Genomic DNA, 12961 nt, shown 5'->3' with positions numbered 1-12961 from the left:
CGCGCGTGGCCCGGGGGGGCGGCGTCGGGGGGGCCCACCCCCCCACCCCCCGGGGGGGACCTGCCGGTCCCCGCACCCCTCGGACGCGACCCCGATCACCGAAGGCGTCGGCATCGTGGCCCATGAACCCGCACGGAGGGCAGACCCGCTCCTGAGCCGGTAGAGGGCGCAGCACTCACCACAACGCCACGACCACGGCCTTCAGTTGATCCGTTCCCGCAGGTGAATCGTGACGCTGTCCCCCACCTCCTTTCCGATCAGGGCACGAATGTCGTTCTTCACCGGCAGCTTGTGCGTCCCATCGCCCAGCGCCATGAAGGAGCTCCGGAACGGCCGCCCATCGATCGTCCCTCGCACCTTCACCAGTCCTCGGGTCCCGAAGAACTCGGCGGACCCGGGCATCACGACATACGTCCATCCGCCCTTGCTCGGGCTCTTCACCAGCGTCGCGGTGAACTCCTTGTCCAGTGGCAGGCCGGCATCGTTCGCTCGTATCTCAGCCATCGCGATCTCCCTCTCCGCTACTCGACGATCTCGAGGCCGTTGCCGTCCGGGTCGCGCAGGGCGAACATCGGCGGTACGCCTTCCCAGCGCAGCAGTTCGCCCACATCGGTCCCACGCTCCGTCAGCTCCTTGTGCAGCGACGCCGCGTCGGCCACGGCGAGCCGGATCCCCGTCTCGACGCCGACCGCCGTACCCGGTCCGGCCGGGACGAGCGCGATCGTGGTCGCCGCTCCCGGCGGCGCCACCTCGATCCACCTGCCGCTGAGCTGCTCGACCGGGGCGTCCAGCCGCTTCTCCAGTCCCAGAACGTCCACGTAGAACGCGACGGCGCGATCCTGATCGGTGACCGGGACGCCGACGGTCCTGATGCCGGTGATCGCGACACTCACTTGATCGCTCACTTCAGGGCCTCCTTGTTCTCTTCGCTGAGTTCGACCCGTGAAGTCCCGGAAAGTCATCGCGATGCCGATCCTTACCGTGCCGGGCGGATGAGCGCGGCTCCCAGAGCAGGGCAGGGGCGGAAGCGCGGGCCGGACTGGTCACGGTGTGCGATGCTGGAGGGCGTGTTCCGTCACTGGCTTAGGCGCAGGAAGAGCAGTGAGCAGCGCTTCTACTTCACGTCGGAGCGCCGCAGGTGGTGGCACAAACGCGACCTCGACGACTTCGATGACGACCCGCCGTCGGCGGGCGAGGAGCAGTTGTGGCGTGTCGCCTGGTGGCGGAATGGGTGGGGGGTGTGGCCGGGCGATGCCGACCCCATCACGACCCCACCCACCTACACCACGGTGAACATTCCGCAGATCGACTCCGCCACCGCCGGCTGTTGGGCCGTCGGCGTCGTGCCTCCACATCCGCGAACCCGCGTCAGATGTGCACATCGAGGCGATCCGACGGCACCTTTCATGTGATCGGCTCCGCACGCTCGCAGTCCACGCGGGTGCTGCTCGATTCGCCCGTGACCTTGAAGCCTTCCCCGTCGAGGAAGTTGCCCGTTATAGAGACCTTCGCCCGGTAGCTCCCGTCCCGGCAGGGGAAAGCGAGCAGTGTGTACGCCCGGTATAGGCCTGGTAGATCGAAGTGATATTCGTGAGCCACCTCAAACCAGGGAGAGACAAGGCCGTCCTTGTGTTCGATGGACATTCTGGCCATGAATGTCGTGATGACCTCCTCGCTGCACTTCACGCGAAGGGTGGCCCGAACCCGTGGTTTCGCGGAGCCGAGTCGAACGGCTACCGGTGCTTTCCAGCTGTTCTGGCATCCCTGCTCACCTTCGGGATGGCTGGTGGTACCGCCCTGGGCGCATGCGGTCGGAGTGACGGCCAGGGCGACAGCCGCCGCCGTGGCAGCGGTCAATGTGATCCACATATGGACCTTCCAGTGGGGGGTTGAACGCCCAAACCATAGAGGGCCCATGTGCGCTATGTACTTAATAACTCACTCTCAGTAGCAAGTCAGTTCGATTGGTTGCGTCTGGCGACCACCCTGTGATCGAGTCTGATGAACTGGTCCTCAAGCCGGCCGACTGACAGCGGTGCTCCGCCAGGCAGGGTCTTCGTGGCCTGGGTCAATGGGTCAGGGTGCTCTCACCTGGGAGCCGGGGTCGCGTCCGAGGGGTGCGGGGACCGGCAGGTCCCCGCCGGGGGTGTGGGGGCTTGCCCCCACTGGACGCAGCCCGAGATCCCATCGCGCGTAGCGCGTCTTTGTGGCGAGGACCGTGCAGTTCTTCCCGGTGCTCCGGAGCCTGGGTCAGCGGCGGTCGTCGTAGCCCGGGTCCACCGTTTCCGGGGCCAGGCCCAGCAGGGTTGCCACCTGCTCCACCACCGTGTCATGCACCATGGCGCCCAGCGTGTCCCTGTCTCTCGCCCTGGCCTCCAGCGGTCGCCGGTACACCACCACCGACGCCGGTGACTGCCCGGTGGCGGCGTCCGCGCGACCGAACGGGATGGGTTCCGTGCCCAGTTGGGGTCCGTCACCCAGTTCGCTCAGCGGCGGTACGTCCTCCACCGCGAACTCCACCGCCGACAGTTGTCTCTCCCATCGCGGCCTGAGGCGGTCGACGGCGTCGAGCACCAGGTCGTCGAAGCGTTCGCTGCGGGATTTGGCCATGGGGACGTGGGAGGGGGCGAGCGGGCCGCGGAGACCGCGACCGTGGCGATCGCGCCGTCTCGGACCGCGCTTGTGATTCACGTCAGCAAGTGTACGGGGCCACCCCTCGGCCCTCGCTTTGCGTGACACGCCATTCCTGTGATGTCGGCTCTGCGCCGCCTGCCCGTTGTGCCGTCAGCCGGAGGGGCCCGTCTCGTCGCCGGGTCTCGCCGCTCTTCCGACGCCGGTCGAGGCGCAATGCGCCGCTCTTCCGACGCCGCTTAGGGCCCCACGCTCCCTTCCGTCGCCGGTCAACGTCCCATGTGCCGCTCATTCGCCGATGATCAGGATCACGCGTTCCGGCGTTCCGTCGCTGCTCGGGGGCAGCCGTCCGTCGCCGTATCGCTGCTGGTCGGAGCCGTTGTGCGACGGTGATGAGGGTCCGTCGTGGAAGGGCTCATGTCACGAGATCGTCCCGTCGGATGGTGGGGCGGTTGTCGGGGCGCGGAAAGTCGGGGGGTTGAGGGGGTGGTGGGGTGGGAACGCGGGGAGGGGAAGCTGGGGCTCCGGGAAATGAGGGGGCGGTGCCTTCCGGGGCATCTGGGTGGAAAGGCTGCGACAGGTGTCCGAATTGTGGCGACACGCTCGTTAAGAGTGCTCAGATAGTGGCGCCTCGCACTCTTACCAGATACGGTCCCTCCGTGAGCCCCGTCCGCCGCTGTTCCCGCACCGCTTGCAGTCAGCCTGCCGTCTTCACGCTCACGTACGTATACGCCGACTCGACCGCTGTTCTCGGCCCTCTGGCGACGTACGCGGAGCCACACTGTTATGACCTGTGCGCCGAACACGCCGAGCGACTGACCGCCCCCCGCGGCTGGGAGGTGGTGCGGCTGCCGACGGACGGTGCCTCGCCCAGTTCGGATGATCTCGAAGCGCTGGCCAACGCCGTCAGGGAGGCCGCGCGGCCGACGCCGTCCGGTGGCGGTGAGCCGGTGGGTCAAGGCGTCGAGGTCGGCCGCCGGGGGCACCTGCGCGTTCTGAGGTCGGCCCAGCAGCATCGTGACCGGTAGGCTCGTTTCGACGGAGGAAACGACCTAAGGGCGGAGCTGGAGAGTGGGCGACCTCGCCAAGATCTTCAAAGCGTATGACGTTCGCGGGGTAGTGCCCGGCGAGCTCGACGAGGCGATCGCCGAGGCCGTGGGGGCGGCCTTCGTCGAAGTGACAGGAGCCGCATCGGTCGTCGTCGCGCACGACATGCGCGAGTCGTCGCCGCCGCTGGCGGAGGCGTTCATCCGTGGCGCCCGTTCGCGCCAGGCCGACGTCGTGCACACCGGGCTGGGCTCCACCGACCTGCTCTACTACGCCAGCGGCAGCCTGGGGCTGCCGGGCGTGATGTTCACCGCCAGCCACAACCCGGCCCAGTACAACGGCATGAAGATGTGCCGGGCGGGGGCCGTGCCGATCGGCGGTGACACCGGGCTGGGCGAGATCCGCGACAGGGCGGCCGAGCTGATGGGCGAGACCCGCGACGGAGCGGCCGAGCCCGCCGGCTCGGCCGGGCCGGGCGGGTCGCTGATCGAGAAGGACCTGCTGCAGGGCTACGCCGACCACCTGCGGACGCTGGTCGACCTGCGGGAGATCAGGCCGCTCAAGGTGGTCGTCGACGCGGGCAACGGGATGGGCGGGCACACCGTGCCGGCCGTGTTCGAGGGGCTGCCGATCGAGCTGGTCCCGCTCTACTTCGAGCTCGACGGGAACTTTCCCAACCACGAGGCCAACCCGCTCGAGCCGCAGAACCTCGTGGATCTGCAGCGGGCGGTCGTCGAGAGCGGCGCCGACCTCGGGCTGGCGTTCGACGGCGACGCCGACCGGTGCTGGGTGATCGACGAGCGTGGCGAGTCCGTCTCGCCGTCGGCCGTCACGGCGCTGGTGGCGGCACGCGAGCTGGCCAAATATCCGGGCGCGACGATCATCCACAATCTGATCACGTCGCTCGGCGTGCCCGAGATCGTGCGGGAGCACGGCGGCGAGCCCGTGCGGACGCGGGTCGGGCACTCGTTCATCAAGGCCGAGATGGCCCGCACGGGCGCCGTCTTCGGCGGTGAGCACTCGGCTCACTACTACTTCAGGGATTTCTGGTTCGCCGACTCGGGGATGCTGGCCGCCATGCACGTGCTGGCCGCTCTCGGGGAGCAGGGGCGGCCGCTGTCGGAGGTGGCCGGCGTCTACTCGCGTTACCACGCCTCCGGCGAGATCAACAGCACCGTGTCCGACCAGGCCGAGGCGTTGCGGCGCGTGCGGGAGGAGTTCGCGGGCAGAGGCGAGTTCGACGAGCTTGACGGGCTGACCGTGACGGGGGCGGATTGGTGGTTCAATCTGCGGGCCTCCAACACCGAGCCGCTGCTCAGGCTCAACGCCGAGGCGGCCGACGAGAGCAAGATGACGGCGATCAGGGACGAGGTCCTCGCCATTGTGGGAAAGGTGTCAGAGTGAAGATCGATGACTGGCTGCTTGAGATCCTGGCCTGCCCGGCCTGCAAGGCTCCCCTCAGGGCCGAGACCGAGGCCGAGGAGCTGGTCTGCACCGATTGTGGCCTGATCTACCCGGTCCGGGATGACATCCCCGTCCTGCTCGTCGACGAGGCCAGGAAGCCGTGACCTGGGAGCCGGAGCGGCTCGACGACCAGCGGCACCTCAGCGAAGGCGACCCCGGCGGCATGCTGCCCGCGGTCGCCGCCTCCGCGGCTCACGTACGCACCGGCTACCGCACCGCGGTCGAGGCTCGCGTGGACCGGCTGGCCGATCAGGGGCGCCCGCGCGCCATCGTGGTCGCGGGCATGGGCGGCTCCGGCCTCGCCGGCGACATCCTGGCGGCGGTGGCCGGCAACGGCGCGCCGCTGCCCATCGTGACCCTGCGCTCCTACCAGCTCCCCGGCTGGGTCGGGGCCACCGACCTGGTCATCGTCGTCTCCGGCTCGGGCGACACCGAGGAGACGCTGTCCGTCGCCACCCAGGCGGTGCGGCGTGGCTGCACGCTGCTCGGCGTCGGCGCCCCCGGCTCGCCGCTGGAGGCCATCGCCACGCAGGCGTCGGCGATCTATGTGCCGGTGCCGGTCTCCGGGGCGTCGAGGGCGAACCTCTGGCTGCTGACCGTGCCGCTGATCGTGGCGGCGGCCGAGCTGCGGCTGCTGCCGGCCGACGCGGAGCTGTTCGAGCGGGTGGCCAAGTCGCTGGAGGACATGGCGCACCGGTGCCGGCCGTCCAGTGAGTCGTTCATCAATCCGGGCAAGTCGCTCGCGATGGATCTGGCCGAGACGGTGCCGATGATCTGGGGGTCGTCGCCGGCGGCGGCCGTGGCGGCGTACCGGCTGGCCGGGCAGCTTCACACGAACGCGAAATATCCCGCCATCGTCGGGGAGATCCCCGAGGTCGGCCATGACCAGGTCGAGGTCCTCGACGGGCCGATGGCCGAGCGCGACATCTTCGCCGACTCTGCGACCCGGACGCTCAGGCTGGTGGTCCTGCGCGACGTCGAGGAGCACCCGCAGGTGACGCGGCGGCGCGAGGCGTCGCTGCGGCTGGCGCGCGAGCGCGACGTGCCGGTCAGCGAGCTCATGGCCGAGGGCACGCATCCGCTGGAGCGGATGGCCACGCTCATCGGGCTCGGCGACTACGCCAGCACCTATCTGGCGCTGGGATACGCGCTTGATCCCACCCCTGTGTCAGCGATCACTGAGGTAAAAGCCAGAATTTCCCAATAGGATCGCTTTTTGGCTTATGTAGTTGATCTTTAAGAGTGGAGCAGACCGGTGAGCGCGAGCGGCGGAACAAAAGCGATCGTTGCGGCATTGACCGCGAACCTGGCCATTGCCGTGGCCAAGTTCGTGGCCGCATTCTTCACCGGGTCCTCCTCGATGCTGGCGGAGGGCATCCACTCGGTCGCCGACTCGGGCAACCAGGTGCTGCTGCTGGTGGGCGGCAAACGGGCGGCCCGGGCCAGCACCAAGGAGCATCCGTTCGGCTACGGCCGCGAGCGTTACTTCTACGCGTTCGTGGTGGCCGTGGTGCTGTTCACGATCGGCGCGGCCTTCTCGCTGTACGAGGGCGTGCACAAGATCTCCGACGGCGCCGCGGTGGAGGCGCCCGCCTGGGCGTTCGGGGTGCTGATCTTCGCGATCATCGCCGAGGCGTTCTCGTTCCGTACGGCGATCAGGGAGTCGAACGCCGTCCGCGGCAAGCAGTCGTGGATCGCCTTCATCCGCCGCTCCAAGTCCCCCGAGCTGCCCGTCATCCTGCTGGAGGACCTGGGCGCGCTGCTCGGCCTGATCTTCGCGCTGTTCGGCGTGACGATGGCGGTCCTCACCGGCGACGGCGTCTGGGACGGCATCGGCACCCTGATGATCGGTGTGCTGCTGGCCGTGATCGCGATCGTGCTGGCCATCGAGACCAAGTCGCTGCTGGTCGGCGAGGGCGCCTCGCCGGAGATGGAGAACCAGATTCGCCGCGCGCTGGAGAGCGCGCCCGAGGTGGACCGGATCATCCACATGCGCACGCTGCACCTCGGCCCGGAGGAGCTGCTCGTGGGCGCCAAGATCGCGGTCGCCCACGACGACACGGCGATCGAGGTGGCGCGCGGCATCGACGAGGCCGAGCGCCGGATCCGCGAGGCCGTGCCGATCGCCCGGGTGATCTACCTGGAGCCCGACCTCGACAGGTCCTCCCGCACCACGGCCTCCTAGTCGCGCACCACGGCGAGGCGGGCCTCGCCGTGGTCTCCTAGCGATGCCCGCCTGAGGCGCGCAGCAGCCGCAGGGCCTTCTCCTGCTCGAAGTCGAGGGCCCTGCGCGGCACCTGGATGCGCCCGATCCGCACCCCCAGATCCCGTACGGCCGCCGCCACCGCCGGCTCGCTCAGCACCCGGAGCGCGAACGCCAGCTCGGCCGGCGACACGTCGAACCGCTTCTCCAGCTCCACACCCTGCGCCACGGCCGACAGCTCCTCGGGGCCGAAACGCCGGTGCGCCCCCTGCTCGCGTACCGGCGGCAGCAGACCGAGCGCCTCCCGGTATCGGAGCATTCGTGGGGACATCCCAAGCCGCTTGGCCGCTTCCGTGATGCGCATTCTTACATTCTTACGTCAGTTTCAGCGTCCTCGGGGTGCGTGCGCCTAGGAGCGGCGCCTAAACTCGTCGGCGACAACCATCCGTGATGCGAGGGGAAACCCGATGGACTTCAAGGTCGCAGACCTTTCACTTGCCGACTTCGGCCGCAAGGAGATCCGGCTCGCCGAGCACGAGATGCCCGGCCTCATGGCGGTCCGCAAGGAATATGCGGCCTCCCAGCCCCTCCGGGGCGCGAAGATCATGGGCTCCCTGCACATGACCATCCAGACCGCGGTCCTCATCGAGACGCTGGTCGACCTCGGCGCCGAGGTCCGGTGGGTGAGCTGCAACATCTTCTCCACCCAGGACCACGCCGCCGCCGCGGTGGTCGTCGGCCGCGACGGCACCGTCGACGACCCGAAGGGCGTGCCGGTCTTCGCCTGGAAGGGCGAGACGCTGGAGGAGTACTGGTGGTGCACCGAGCAGGCCCTCACCTGGCCTGACGGTGACGCCCCCAACATGATCCTCGACGACGGCGGCGACGCCACGCTGCTGGTGCACAAGGGCGCCGAGTACGAGAAGGCCGGGGCCGTACCGCCCGCGACCGCCGACGACCCGGAGGAGTGGCACGTCATCATCGACCTGCTCACCCGCACGGTCGGCGACGACAAGCGCTGGACCCGGATCGCCGAGAGCATCAAGGGCGTCACCGAGGAGACCACGACCGGCGTGCACCGTCTCTACGAGATGCACAAGAACGGCCAGCTCCTCTTCCCGGCGATCAACGTCAACGACTCGGTCACCAAGTCGAAGTTCGACAACAAGTACGGCTGCCGCCACTCCGTCATCGACGGCCTCAACCGCGCCACCGACGTGCTCATCGGCGGCAAGGTGGCCGTGGTCTGCGGCTACGGCGACGTCGGCAAGGGCTGTGCCGACGCGCTGCGCGGCCAGGGCGCCCGGGTCATCGTCACGGAGATCGACCCGATCTGCGCGCTCCAGGCGGCCATGGACGGCTTCCAGGTGACCACGCTGGAGGAGGTCGTCGGCATCGCCGACATCTTCGTCACCACCACCGGCAACTTCAACATCATCACCGCCGACCACATGACGCGGATGAAGCACCAGGCGATCGTGTCCAACATCGGCCACTTCGACAACGAGATCGACATGGCCGGCCTGGCCAAGCTGCCCGGCATCGTCAAGAACAACATCAAGCCGCAGGTCGACGAGTGGGTGTTCGCCGACGGGCACTCGATCCTCGTCCTCGCCGAGGGCCGCCTGATGAACCTGGGCTGCGCGACCGGCCACCCGAGCTTCGTCATGTCCAACTCGTTCACCAACCAGGTGATCGCGCAGATCGAGCTGTTCGCCAAGACGGCCGAATACCCGATCGGCGTCTACACGCTGCCCAAGCACCTGGACGAGAAGGTCGCCCGCCTGCACCTCGACGCCCTGGGCGTGAAGCTCACGGAGCTGACGAAGGAGCAGGCCGCGTACATCGGCGTCCACGTCGAGGGCCCGTACAAGTCGGACCACTACCGCTACTGAGCCCTCCCGGAGCTCCGAGAGGGGTTCTCACCTCTCGGAGCTTCTCCCCAAGCCCATCTTGTACGGCAAGCCAAGTCCCCCGCACGCGCCGACGCCACGTCCGTCCGTCATGGCCGGTCGTGAAGGCTCACGGGTCGCTCGCCGTGACGAGCGTATTCTTGGCCACGTTCTTCGGTTCAAAGGCGCCCCATGGATCTCAGTGAAAGCGGTGAGCGGCAGATCTCCTGGGCCGCTCGCGCGATGCCGGTGTTGACCGCGATCGGTGAGCGCTTCGCGCTCGAACGGCCGCTCGACGGGTTGAAGATCGCGGCGTGCCTGCATGTCACCGCCGAGACCGCCGTGCTCATGGGCGCCCTGAAGGCGGGCGGGGCCGAGATCGCGCTGGCCGCGTCGAATCCCCTGTCCACGCAGGACGACGTCGCCGACGCGCTGCGGCTCTACGGGATCGACGTGCACGCGCGGGCCGGCGTCGACCGCGCCACCTACTACCGGCACATCCACCGGGCGCTCGACCTCGAGCCCGATCTCGTGCTCGACGACGGGTGCGACCTCGTCAACATCCTGCACACCGAGCGGGTCGATCTGCTCGAGCGGGTGAGCGGGGGCTGCGAGGAGACCACGACCGGGATCATCCGGCTGCGGCAGATGGCGGCCGAGGGCGCGTTGCGGTTCCCGGTGGTCGCCGTCAACGACACGCGAACCAAGCGCATGTTCGACAACCGTTACGGCACCGGGCAGTCGACGCTCGACGGGATCATGCGGGCCACCAACACGATGCTGGCCGGCCGGACCGTGGTCGTGGCCGGGTTCGGGTTCTGCGGCCGGGGGGTGGCCGAGCGGGCCAAGGGGTTCGGGGCACGGGTGATCGTGACCGAGATCGACGCCGTGAAGGCGCTCGACGCGACCCTGCAGGGCTACGAGGTGCGGCCGATGGCGCAGGCGGCGCTGACCGGCGACCTGTTCGTCACCGTGACCGGCAACCGCGACGTGATCAGGGCCGAGCACCTGTCGGTCATGAAGGACGGCGCGATCCTGGCCAACGCCGGGCACTTCGACGTGGAGATCGACGTGCGGGCGCTGGACGAGCTGGCCCACGAGGTGCACCGGGGAGTGCGGCCCAACACCGACGAGTACGTCATGCCCGACGGCCGGCGGCTGCTGCTGCTCGCCGAGGGGCGGCTGGTCAACCTCACCGCCGCCGAGGGGCATCCCGCGTCCGTCATGGACATGTCGTTCTCCGCCCAGGCCCTGGCCGTGGCATGGCTGGCCGGCGAGCGAACGAACCTCCTGCCCGGCGTGTACGACGTTCCCGAGGAGATCGACCACGAGGTGGCCAGGCTCAAGCTGGCCGCGGCCGGGATCGGCATCGACGTGCTCACCCCGGAGCAGGAGGATTACCTGCACTCGTGGCGGGTCGGCTCCTGACCTCCGGAGCGGGGGCGTTCTAGGCGGCCCGCTGCATCTCCTGCATGCGCCGGATCTCGGCCAGTTGCGTGACGCTGACGTCGGAGGCCAGCTCCTCGATCTTGATGTGGGAGCCGCCGCCCAGCACCTGCTCCGACATCTTGATCGCGCCCACGTGGTGATTGATCATGAGCTGCAGGAACATCGCGTCGAACGCCTTGCCCGAGGCCGCCTTCAGCTCCTCCATCTGCTTCGGCGTGGCCATGCCCGGCATGCCCTCGTGCTTGGCGTGATGGTCGGGCACCTTCTGCTCCTGCTCCCGCAGCCACGTCGTCATGTACTGGATCTCCGGGCCCTGCGCCGCCTTGATGCGGTCGGCCAGGGCCTTGAGCTTGGCCGACGCGGCCCGGTTCGGGGCGAGGATCGACATGTCGAGCGCCTGCTGATGATGGACGATCATGTCCTGGACGTACTTCACGTCCGCGGCGTTCGCCGTGGGGGAGGGGACGGCGGTGGCGGCCTCGCCGGGGGCGAGCGTCTTCGCCACCTCGCCCGGCCTGCCGGGCGCGATCACCGGTGCGGTGGAGTCCGCCTGTGGCGCCTGCGGCTTGTCGGCGGTGCAGCCCGTGAGGGTGATCACCGTGACCGCGATGACGATGAGCGCGGAGCGCACCCAGCCTCCCTGATGCCTCGTTCCAAGAATGCGTACCCTAGATCATCTCAAAGATCATTTAAAGAGGACAAAACGGAATAAAATTTGACACATTGCGCCCTGGTCCAGATGTGGCGGATGAGGCGAAGATTACGTAGATTTATGCCCCCTTTATAGGAGGTTTCCCCGAGTGTTAACCCTGCGCAGAGCTCTCATTCTGGTGACGACAGCGGTGGCGATGGTCGGTGCCACGCTGCCGGCTCAGGCTGATGACATTCCGGCTCCTGGCGAGATCGTCAAGAGCGCGAACGTCGAGCACGTCACGAATGTGCCCAAGCCCCAGGCCTTGGCCGACATCCACACGGACATGGCCTTCCAGGGAGACTACGCCTATGTAGGCAACTACTACGGCTTCTCCATCTACAACATTGCGAACCCGGCGCAGACGTCTCTCGTCAGCTCCGTCATCTGCCCAGGCGGGCAGATGGACGTGTCGGTGTACGGCAACCTGCTGATCGGCTCTGTTGACTCCTCTCGGAACAACGACTCGTGCAGCAGCACCGGCCAGAGCGCCACGAACAAGGCGTCCTGGGAAGGCATCCGGATCTTCGACATCTCGGACAAGGCGAACCCTCGCTACATCAAGTCCGTCGAGACCAACTGCGGATCGCACACGCACTCGCTGATCCCCGACAAGACGGGCCAGAACGTCTACGCCTACGTCTCGTCGTACAGCCCGAGCGCGACCTTCCCGGACTGCCAGCCGCCGCACGACCTGATCTCGATCATCAAGATCCCGCTCGCCAACCCGACCTCGGCCGGGGTGATCGCGGCGCCGAACCTGTTCCCCGGCGGTGGCAACCCCGGTGACGGAAGGCCCTACCCCGAGGGTACGTCGGCCACGACGGGCTGCCACGACATCACGGCCTACCCGGAGAAGAACATCGCCGCCGGGGCCTGCATGGGCGAGGGCATCCTGCTGGACATCACCAACCCCGAGCAGCCGAAGGTCACGGCCACCGTACGGGACGACGTGAACTTCGCCTTCTGGCACTCCGCCACCTTCAACAACCAGGGCACGAAGGTGATCTTCACCGACGAGCTCGGCGGCGGTAGTAGGGCCACCTGCAACGCGACCATCGGCTCGCTCAAGGGCGCGAACGCGTACTACGACATCGCCAACCGCGGGAAGAACCTGATCTTCAAGGGTTACTACAAGATCCCGCGGGCCCAGGCCGACACCGAGAACTGTGTCGCGCACAACGGCTCGCTCCTCCCGGTGCCCGGCAAGGACATCATGGTCCAGGCGTGGTACCAGGGCGGCATCGTGGTGGTGGACTTCACCGACTCGGCCAACCCGCAGGAGATCGCCTTCTTCGAGCGCGGGCCCGACAACACGGCGCCGCCGCTCAGCGGAGGCTTCTGGTCGGCGTACTACTACAACGGCTACATCTACGGCTCGGACTTCAACCTGGGCCTGGACGTGCTGAAGCTCAACGACCCGCGGACCGACGCGGCCGCGGGCGTCCGGATGAACCTGCTGAACGCGCAGACGCAGGGCTCCTACCCGGAGAGCGGCGGCGGACGTCCGTAGCCGCGAAAGCGTGACGGCGGCGGGGACCGGAAGGTCCTCGCCGCCCTGTCATGTCCGGGCTCATGCCCGGC

At 68.2% G+C, this 12961-nt stretch carries 15 protein-coding genes; 9 read left to right on the top strand and 6 right to left on the bottom strand.

What is annotated here, in order from left to right:
• Positions 1-201: 201 nt before the first annotated feature.
• Entirely contained in the window at positions 202-504 is a 303-nt protein-coding gene (locus AB0I15_RS19720; RefSeq protein ID WP_358097057.1) for a DUF1905 domain-containing protein, read from the bottom strand.
• A 17-nt stretch (positions 505-521) separates the two neighbouring features.
• Positions 522-905, bottom strand: coding sequence for a VOC family protein (locus AB0I15_RS19715; protein WP_358097055.1), 384 nt, complete (start codon positions 903-905; stop codon positions 522-524).
• A gap of 150 nt (positions 906-1055) precedes the next feature.
• On the opposite strand from AB0I15_RS19715, the gene AB0I15_RS19710 reads away from it, so the two are divergent.
• Entirely contained in the window at positions 1056-1412 is a 357-nt protein-coding gene (locus AB0I15_RS19710; RefSeq protein WP_358097052.1) for a hypothetical protein, read from the top strand.
• Here AB0I15_RS19710 and AB0I15_RS19705 read toward each other — a convergent pair.
• On the bottom strand, positions 1405-1686 hold the full coding sequence (locus tag AB0I15_RS19705; RefSeq protein WP_358097049.1) for a hypothetical protein: 282 nt from the start codon (positions 1684-1686) through the stop codon (positions 1405-1407). The two genes, AB0I15_RS19710 and AB0I15_RS19705, sit on opposite strands and share 8 nt — an antisense overlap.
• Positions 1687-2250: 564 nt before the next feature.
• Entirely contained in the window at positions 2251-2610 is a 360-nt protein-coding gene (locus tag AB0I15_RS19700; RefSeq protein WP_358097047.1) for a metallopeptidase family protein, read from the bottom strand.
• A gap of 680 nt (positions 2611-3290) precedes the next feature.
• Here AB0I15_RS19700 and AB0I15_RS19695 point away from each other — a divergent pair.
• The 5 genes from AB0I15_RS19695 to AB0I15_RS19675 are packed head-to-tail and all read left to right on the top strand — an operon-like array spanning position 3291 to position 7327.
• A complete protein-coding gene (locus tag AB0I15_RS19695; protein ID WP_106236645.1) occupies positions 3291-3659 on the top strand; it encodes a DUF3499 domain-containing protein in 369 nt (122 codons plus the stop codon).
• 43 nt (positions 3660-3702) lie between these two features.
• Positions 3703-5082 carry a phosphomannomutase/phosphoglucomutase gene (locus AB0I15_RS19690; RefSeq protein WP_358097044.1) on the top strand — a complete coding sequence of 460 codons (1380 nt, stop codon included), beginning with the start codon at positions 3703-3705 and terminating at the stop codon, positions 5080-5082.
• On the top strand, positions 5079-5246 hold the full coding sequence (locus AB0I15_RS19685) for a Trm112 family protein (protein ID WP_358097041.1): 168 nt from the start codon (positions 5079-5081) through the stop codon (positions 5244-5246). Before AB0I15_RS19690 ends, AB0I15_RS19685 begins: the two co-directional genes overlap by 4 nt.
• Positions 5243-6349, top strand: coding sequence for an SIS domain-containing protein (locus AB0I15_RS19680; protein WP_358097038.1), 1107 nt, complete (start codon positions 5243-5245; stop codon positions 6347-6349). The genes AB0I15_RS19685 and AB0I15_RS19680 overlap by 4 nt, the downstream gene beginning before the upstream one ends.
• A gap of 48 nt (positions 6350-6397) precedes the next feature.
• Complete coding sequence (locus AB0I15_RS19675) at positions 6398-7327, top strand: cation diffusion facilitator family transporter (protein ID WP_358097035.1); 930 nt, start codon at positions 6398-6400, stop codon at positions 7325-7327.
• Between the two features lie 37 nt (positions 7328-7364).
• Here AB0I15_RS19675 and AB0I15_RS19670 read toward each other — a convergent pair whose 3' ends face one another.
• Complete coding sequence (locus tag AB0I15_RS19670; RefSeq protein ID WP_358097032.1) at positions 7365-7709, bottom strand: MerR family DNA-binding transcriptional regulator; 345 nt, start codon at positions 7707-7709, stop codon at positions 7365-7367.
• A 103-nt stretch (positions 7710-7812) separates the two neighbouring features.
• Here AB0I15_RS19670 and ahcY point away from each other — a divergent pair, with 103 nt between their 5' ends.
• Both ahcY and AB0I15_RS19660 read left to right on the top strand, forming a co-directional pair.
• Positions 7813-9240: an adenosylhomocysteinase gene (ahcY, locus tag AB0I15_RS19665; RefSeq protein WP_358097029.1), complete on the top strand. Its 1428-nt coding sequence runs from the start codon at positions 7813-7815 to the stop codon at positions 9238-9240.
• A gap of 189 nt (positions 9241-9429) precedes the next feature.
• Positions 9430-10665, top strand: coding sequence for an adenosylhomocysteinase (locus AB0I15_RS19660; RefSeq protein WP_358097026.1), 1236 nt, complete (start codon positions 9430-9432; stop codon positions 10663-10665).
• A 19-nt stretch (positions 10666-10684) separates the two neighbouring features.
• Here the strand turns inward: AB0I15_RS19660 and AB0I15_RS19655 are convergent, their stop codons facing one another.
• Positions 10685-11317, bottom strand: coding sequence for a DUF305 domain-containing protein (locus tag AB0I15_RS19655; RefSeq protein WP_358097023.1), 633 nt, complete (start codon positions 11315-11317; stop codon positions 10685-10687).
• Positions 11318-11534: 217 nt separating this feature from the next.
• Between AB0I15_RS19655 and AB0I15_RS19650 the strand changes: the two genes are divergently transcribed.
• Positions 11535-12890 (top strand): hypothetical protein, encoded by a 1356-nt coding sequence (locus AB0I15_RS19650; RefSeq protein WP_358097072.1) that lies wholly within the window; start codon positions 11535-11537, stop codon positions 12888-12890.
• The last annotated feature ends 71 nt before the right edge of the window (positions 12891-12961 follow it).

This window comes from Nonomuraea sp. NPDC050643 (assembly GCF_040654715.1).
Lineage (GTDB): Bacteria > Actinomycetota > Actinomycetes > Streptosporangiales > Streptosporangiaceae > Nonomuraea.
Note: the sequence above shows the minus strand (reverse complement) of the source record. Positions and strands in the feature narration are given on the sequence as shown.

Excerpts from the sequence above, each read along its gene's own strand:
- AB0I15_RS19710 (WP_358097052.1), top strand. The coding sequence starts at position 1,056 with ATGCTGGAGGGCGTGTTCCGTCACTGGCTTAGGCGCAGGAAGAGCAGT.
- ahcY (WP_358097029.1), top strand. The coding sequence starts at position 7,813 with ATGGACTTCAAGGTCGCAGACCTTTCACTTGCCGACTTCGGCCGCAAG.
- AB0I15_RS19650 (WP_358097072.1), top strand. The coding sequence starts at position 11,535 with ATGGTCGGTGCCACGCTGCCGGCTCAGGCTGATGACATTCCGGCTCCT.
- AB0I15_RS19660 (WP_358097026.1), top strand. The coding sequence starts at position 9,430 with ATGGATCTCAGTGAAAGCGGTGAGCGGCAGATCTCCTGGGCCGCTCGC.
- AB0I15_RS19700 (WP_358097047.1), bottom strand. The coding sequence starts at position 2,610 with ATGGCCAAATCCCGCAGCGAACGCTTCGACGACCTGGTGCTCGACGCC.
- AB0I15_RS19720 (WP_358097057.1), bottom strand. The coding sequence starts at position 504 with ATGGCTGAGATACGAGCGAACGATGCCGGCCTGCCACTGGACAAGGAG.
- AB0I15_RS19670 (WP_358097032.1), bottom strand. The coding sequence starts at position 7,709 with ATGCGCATCACGGAAGCGGCCAAGCGGCTTGGGATGTCCCCACGAATG.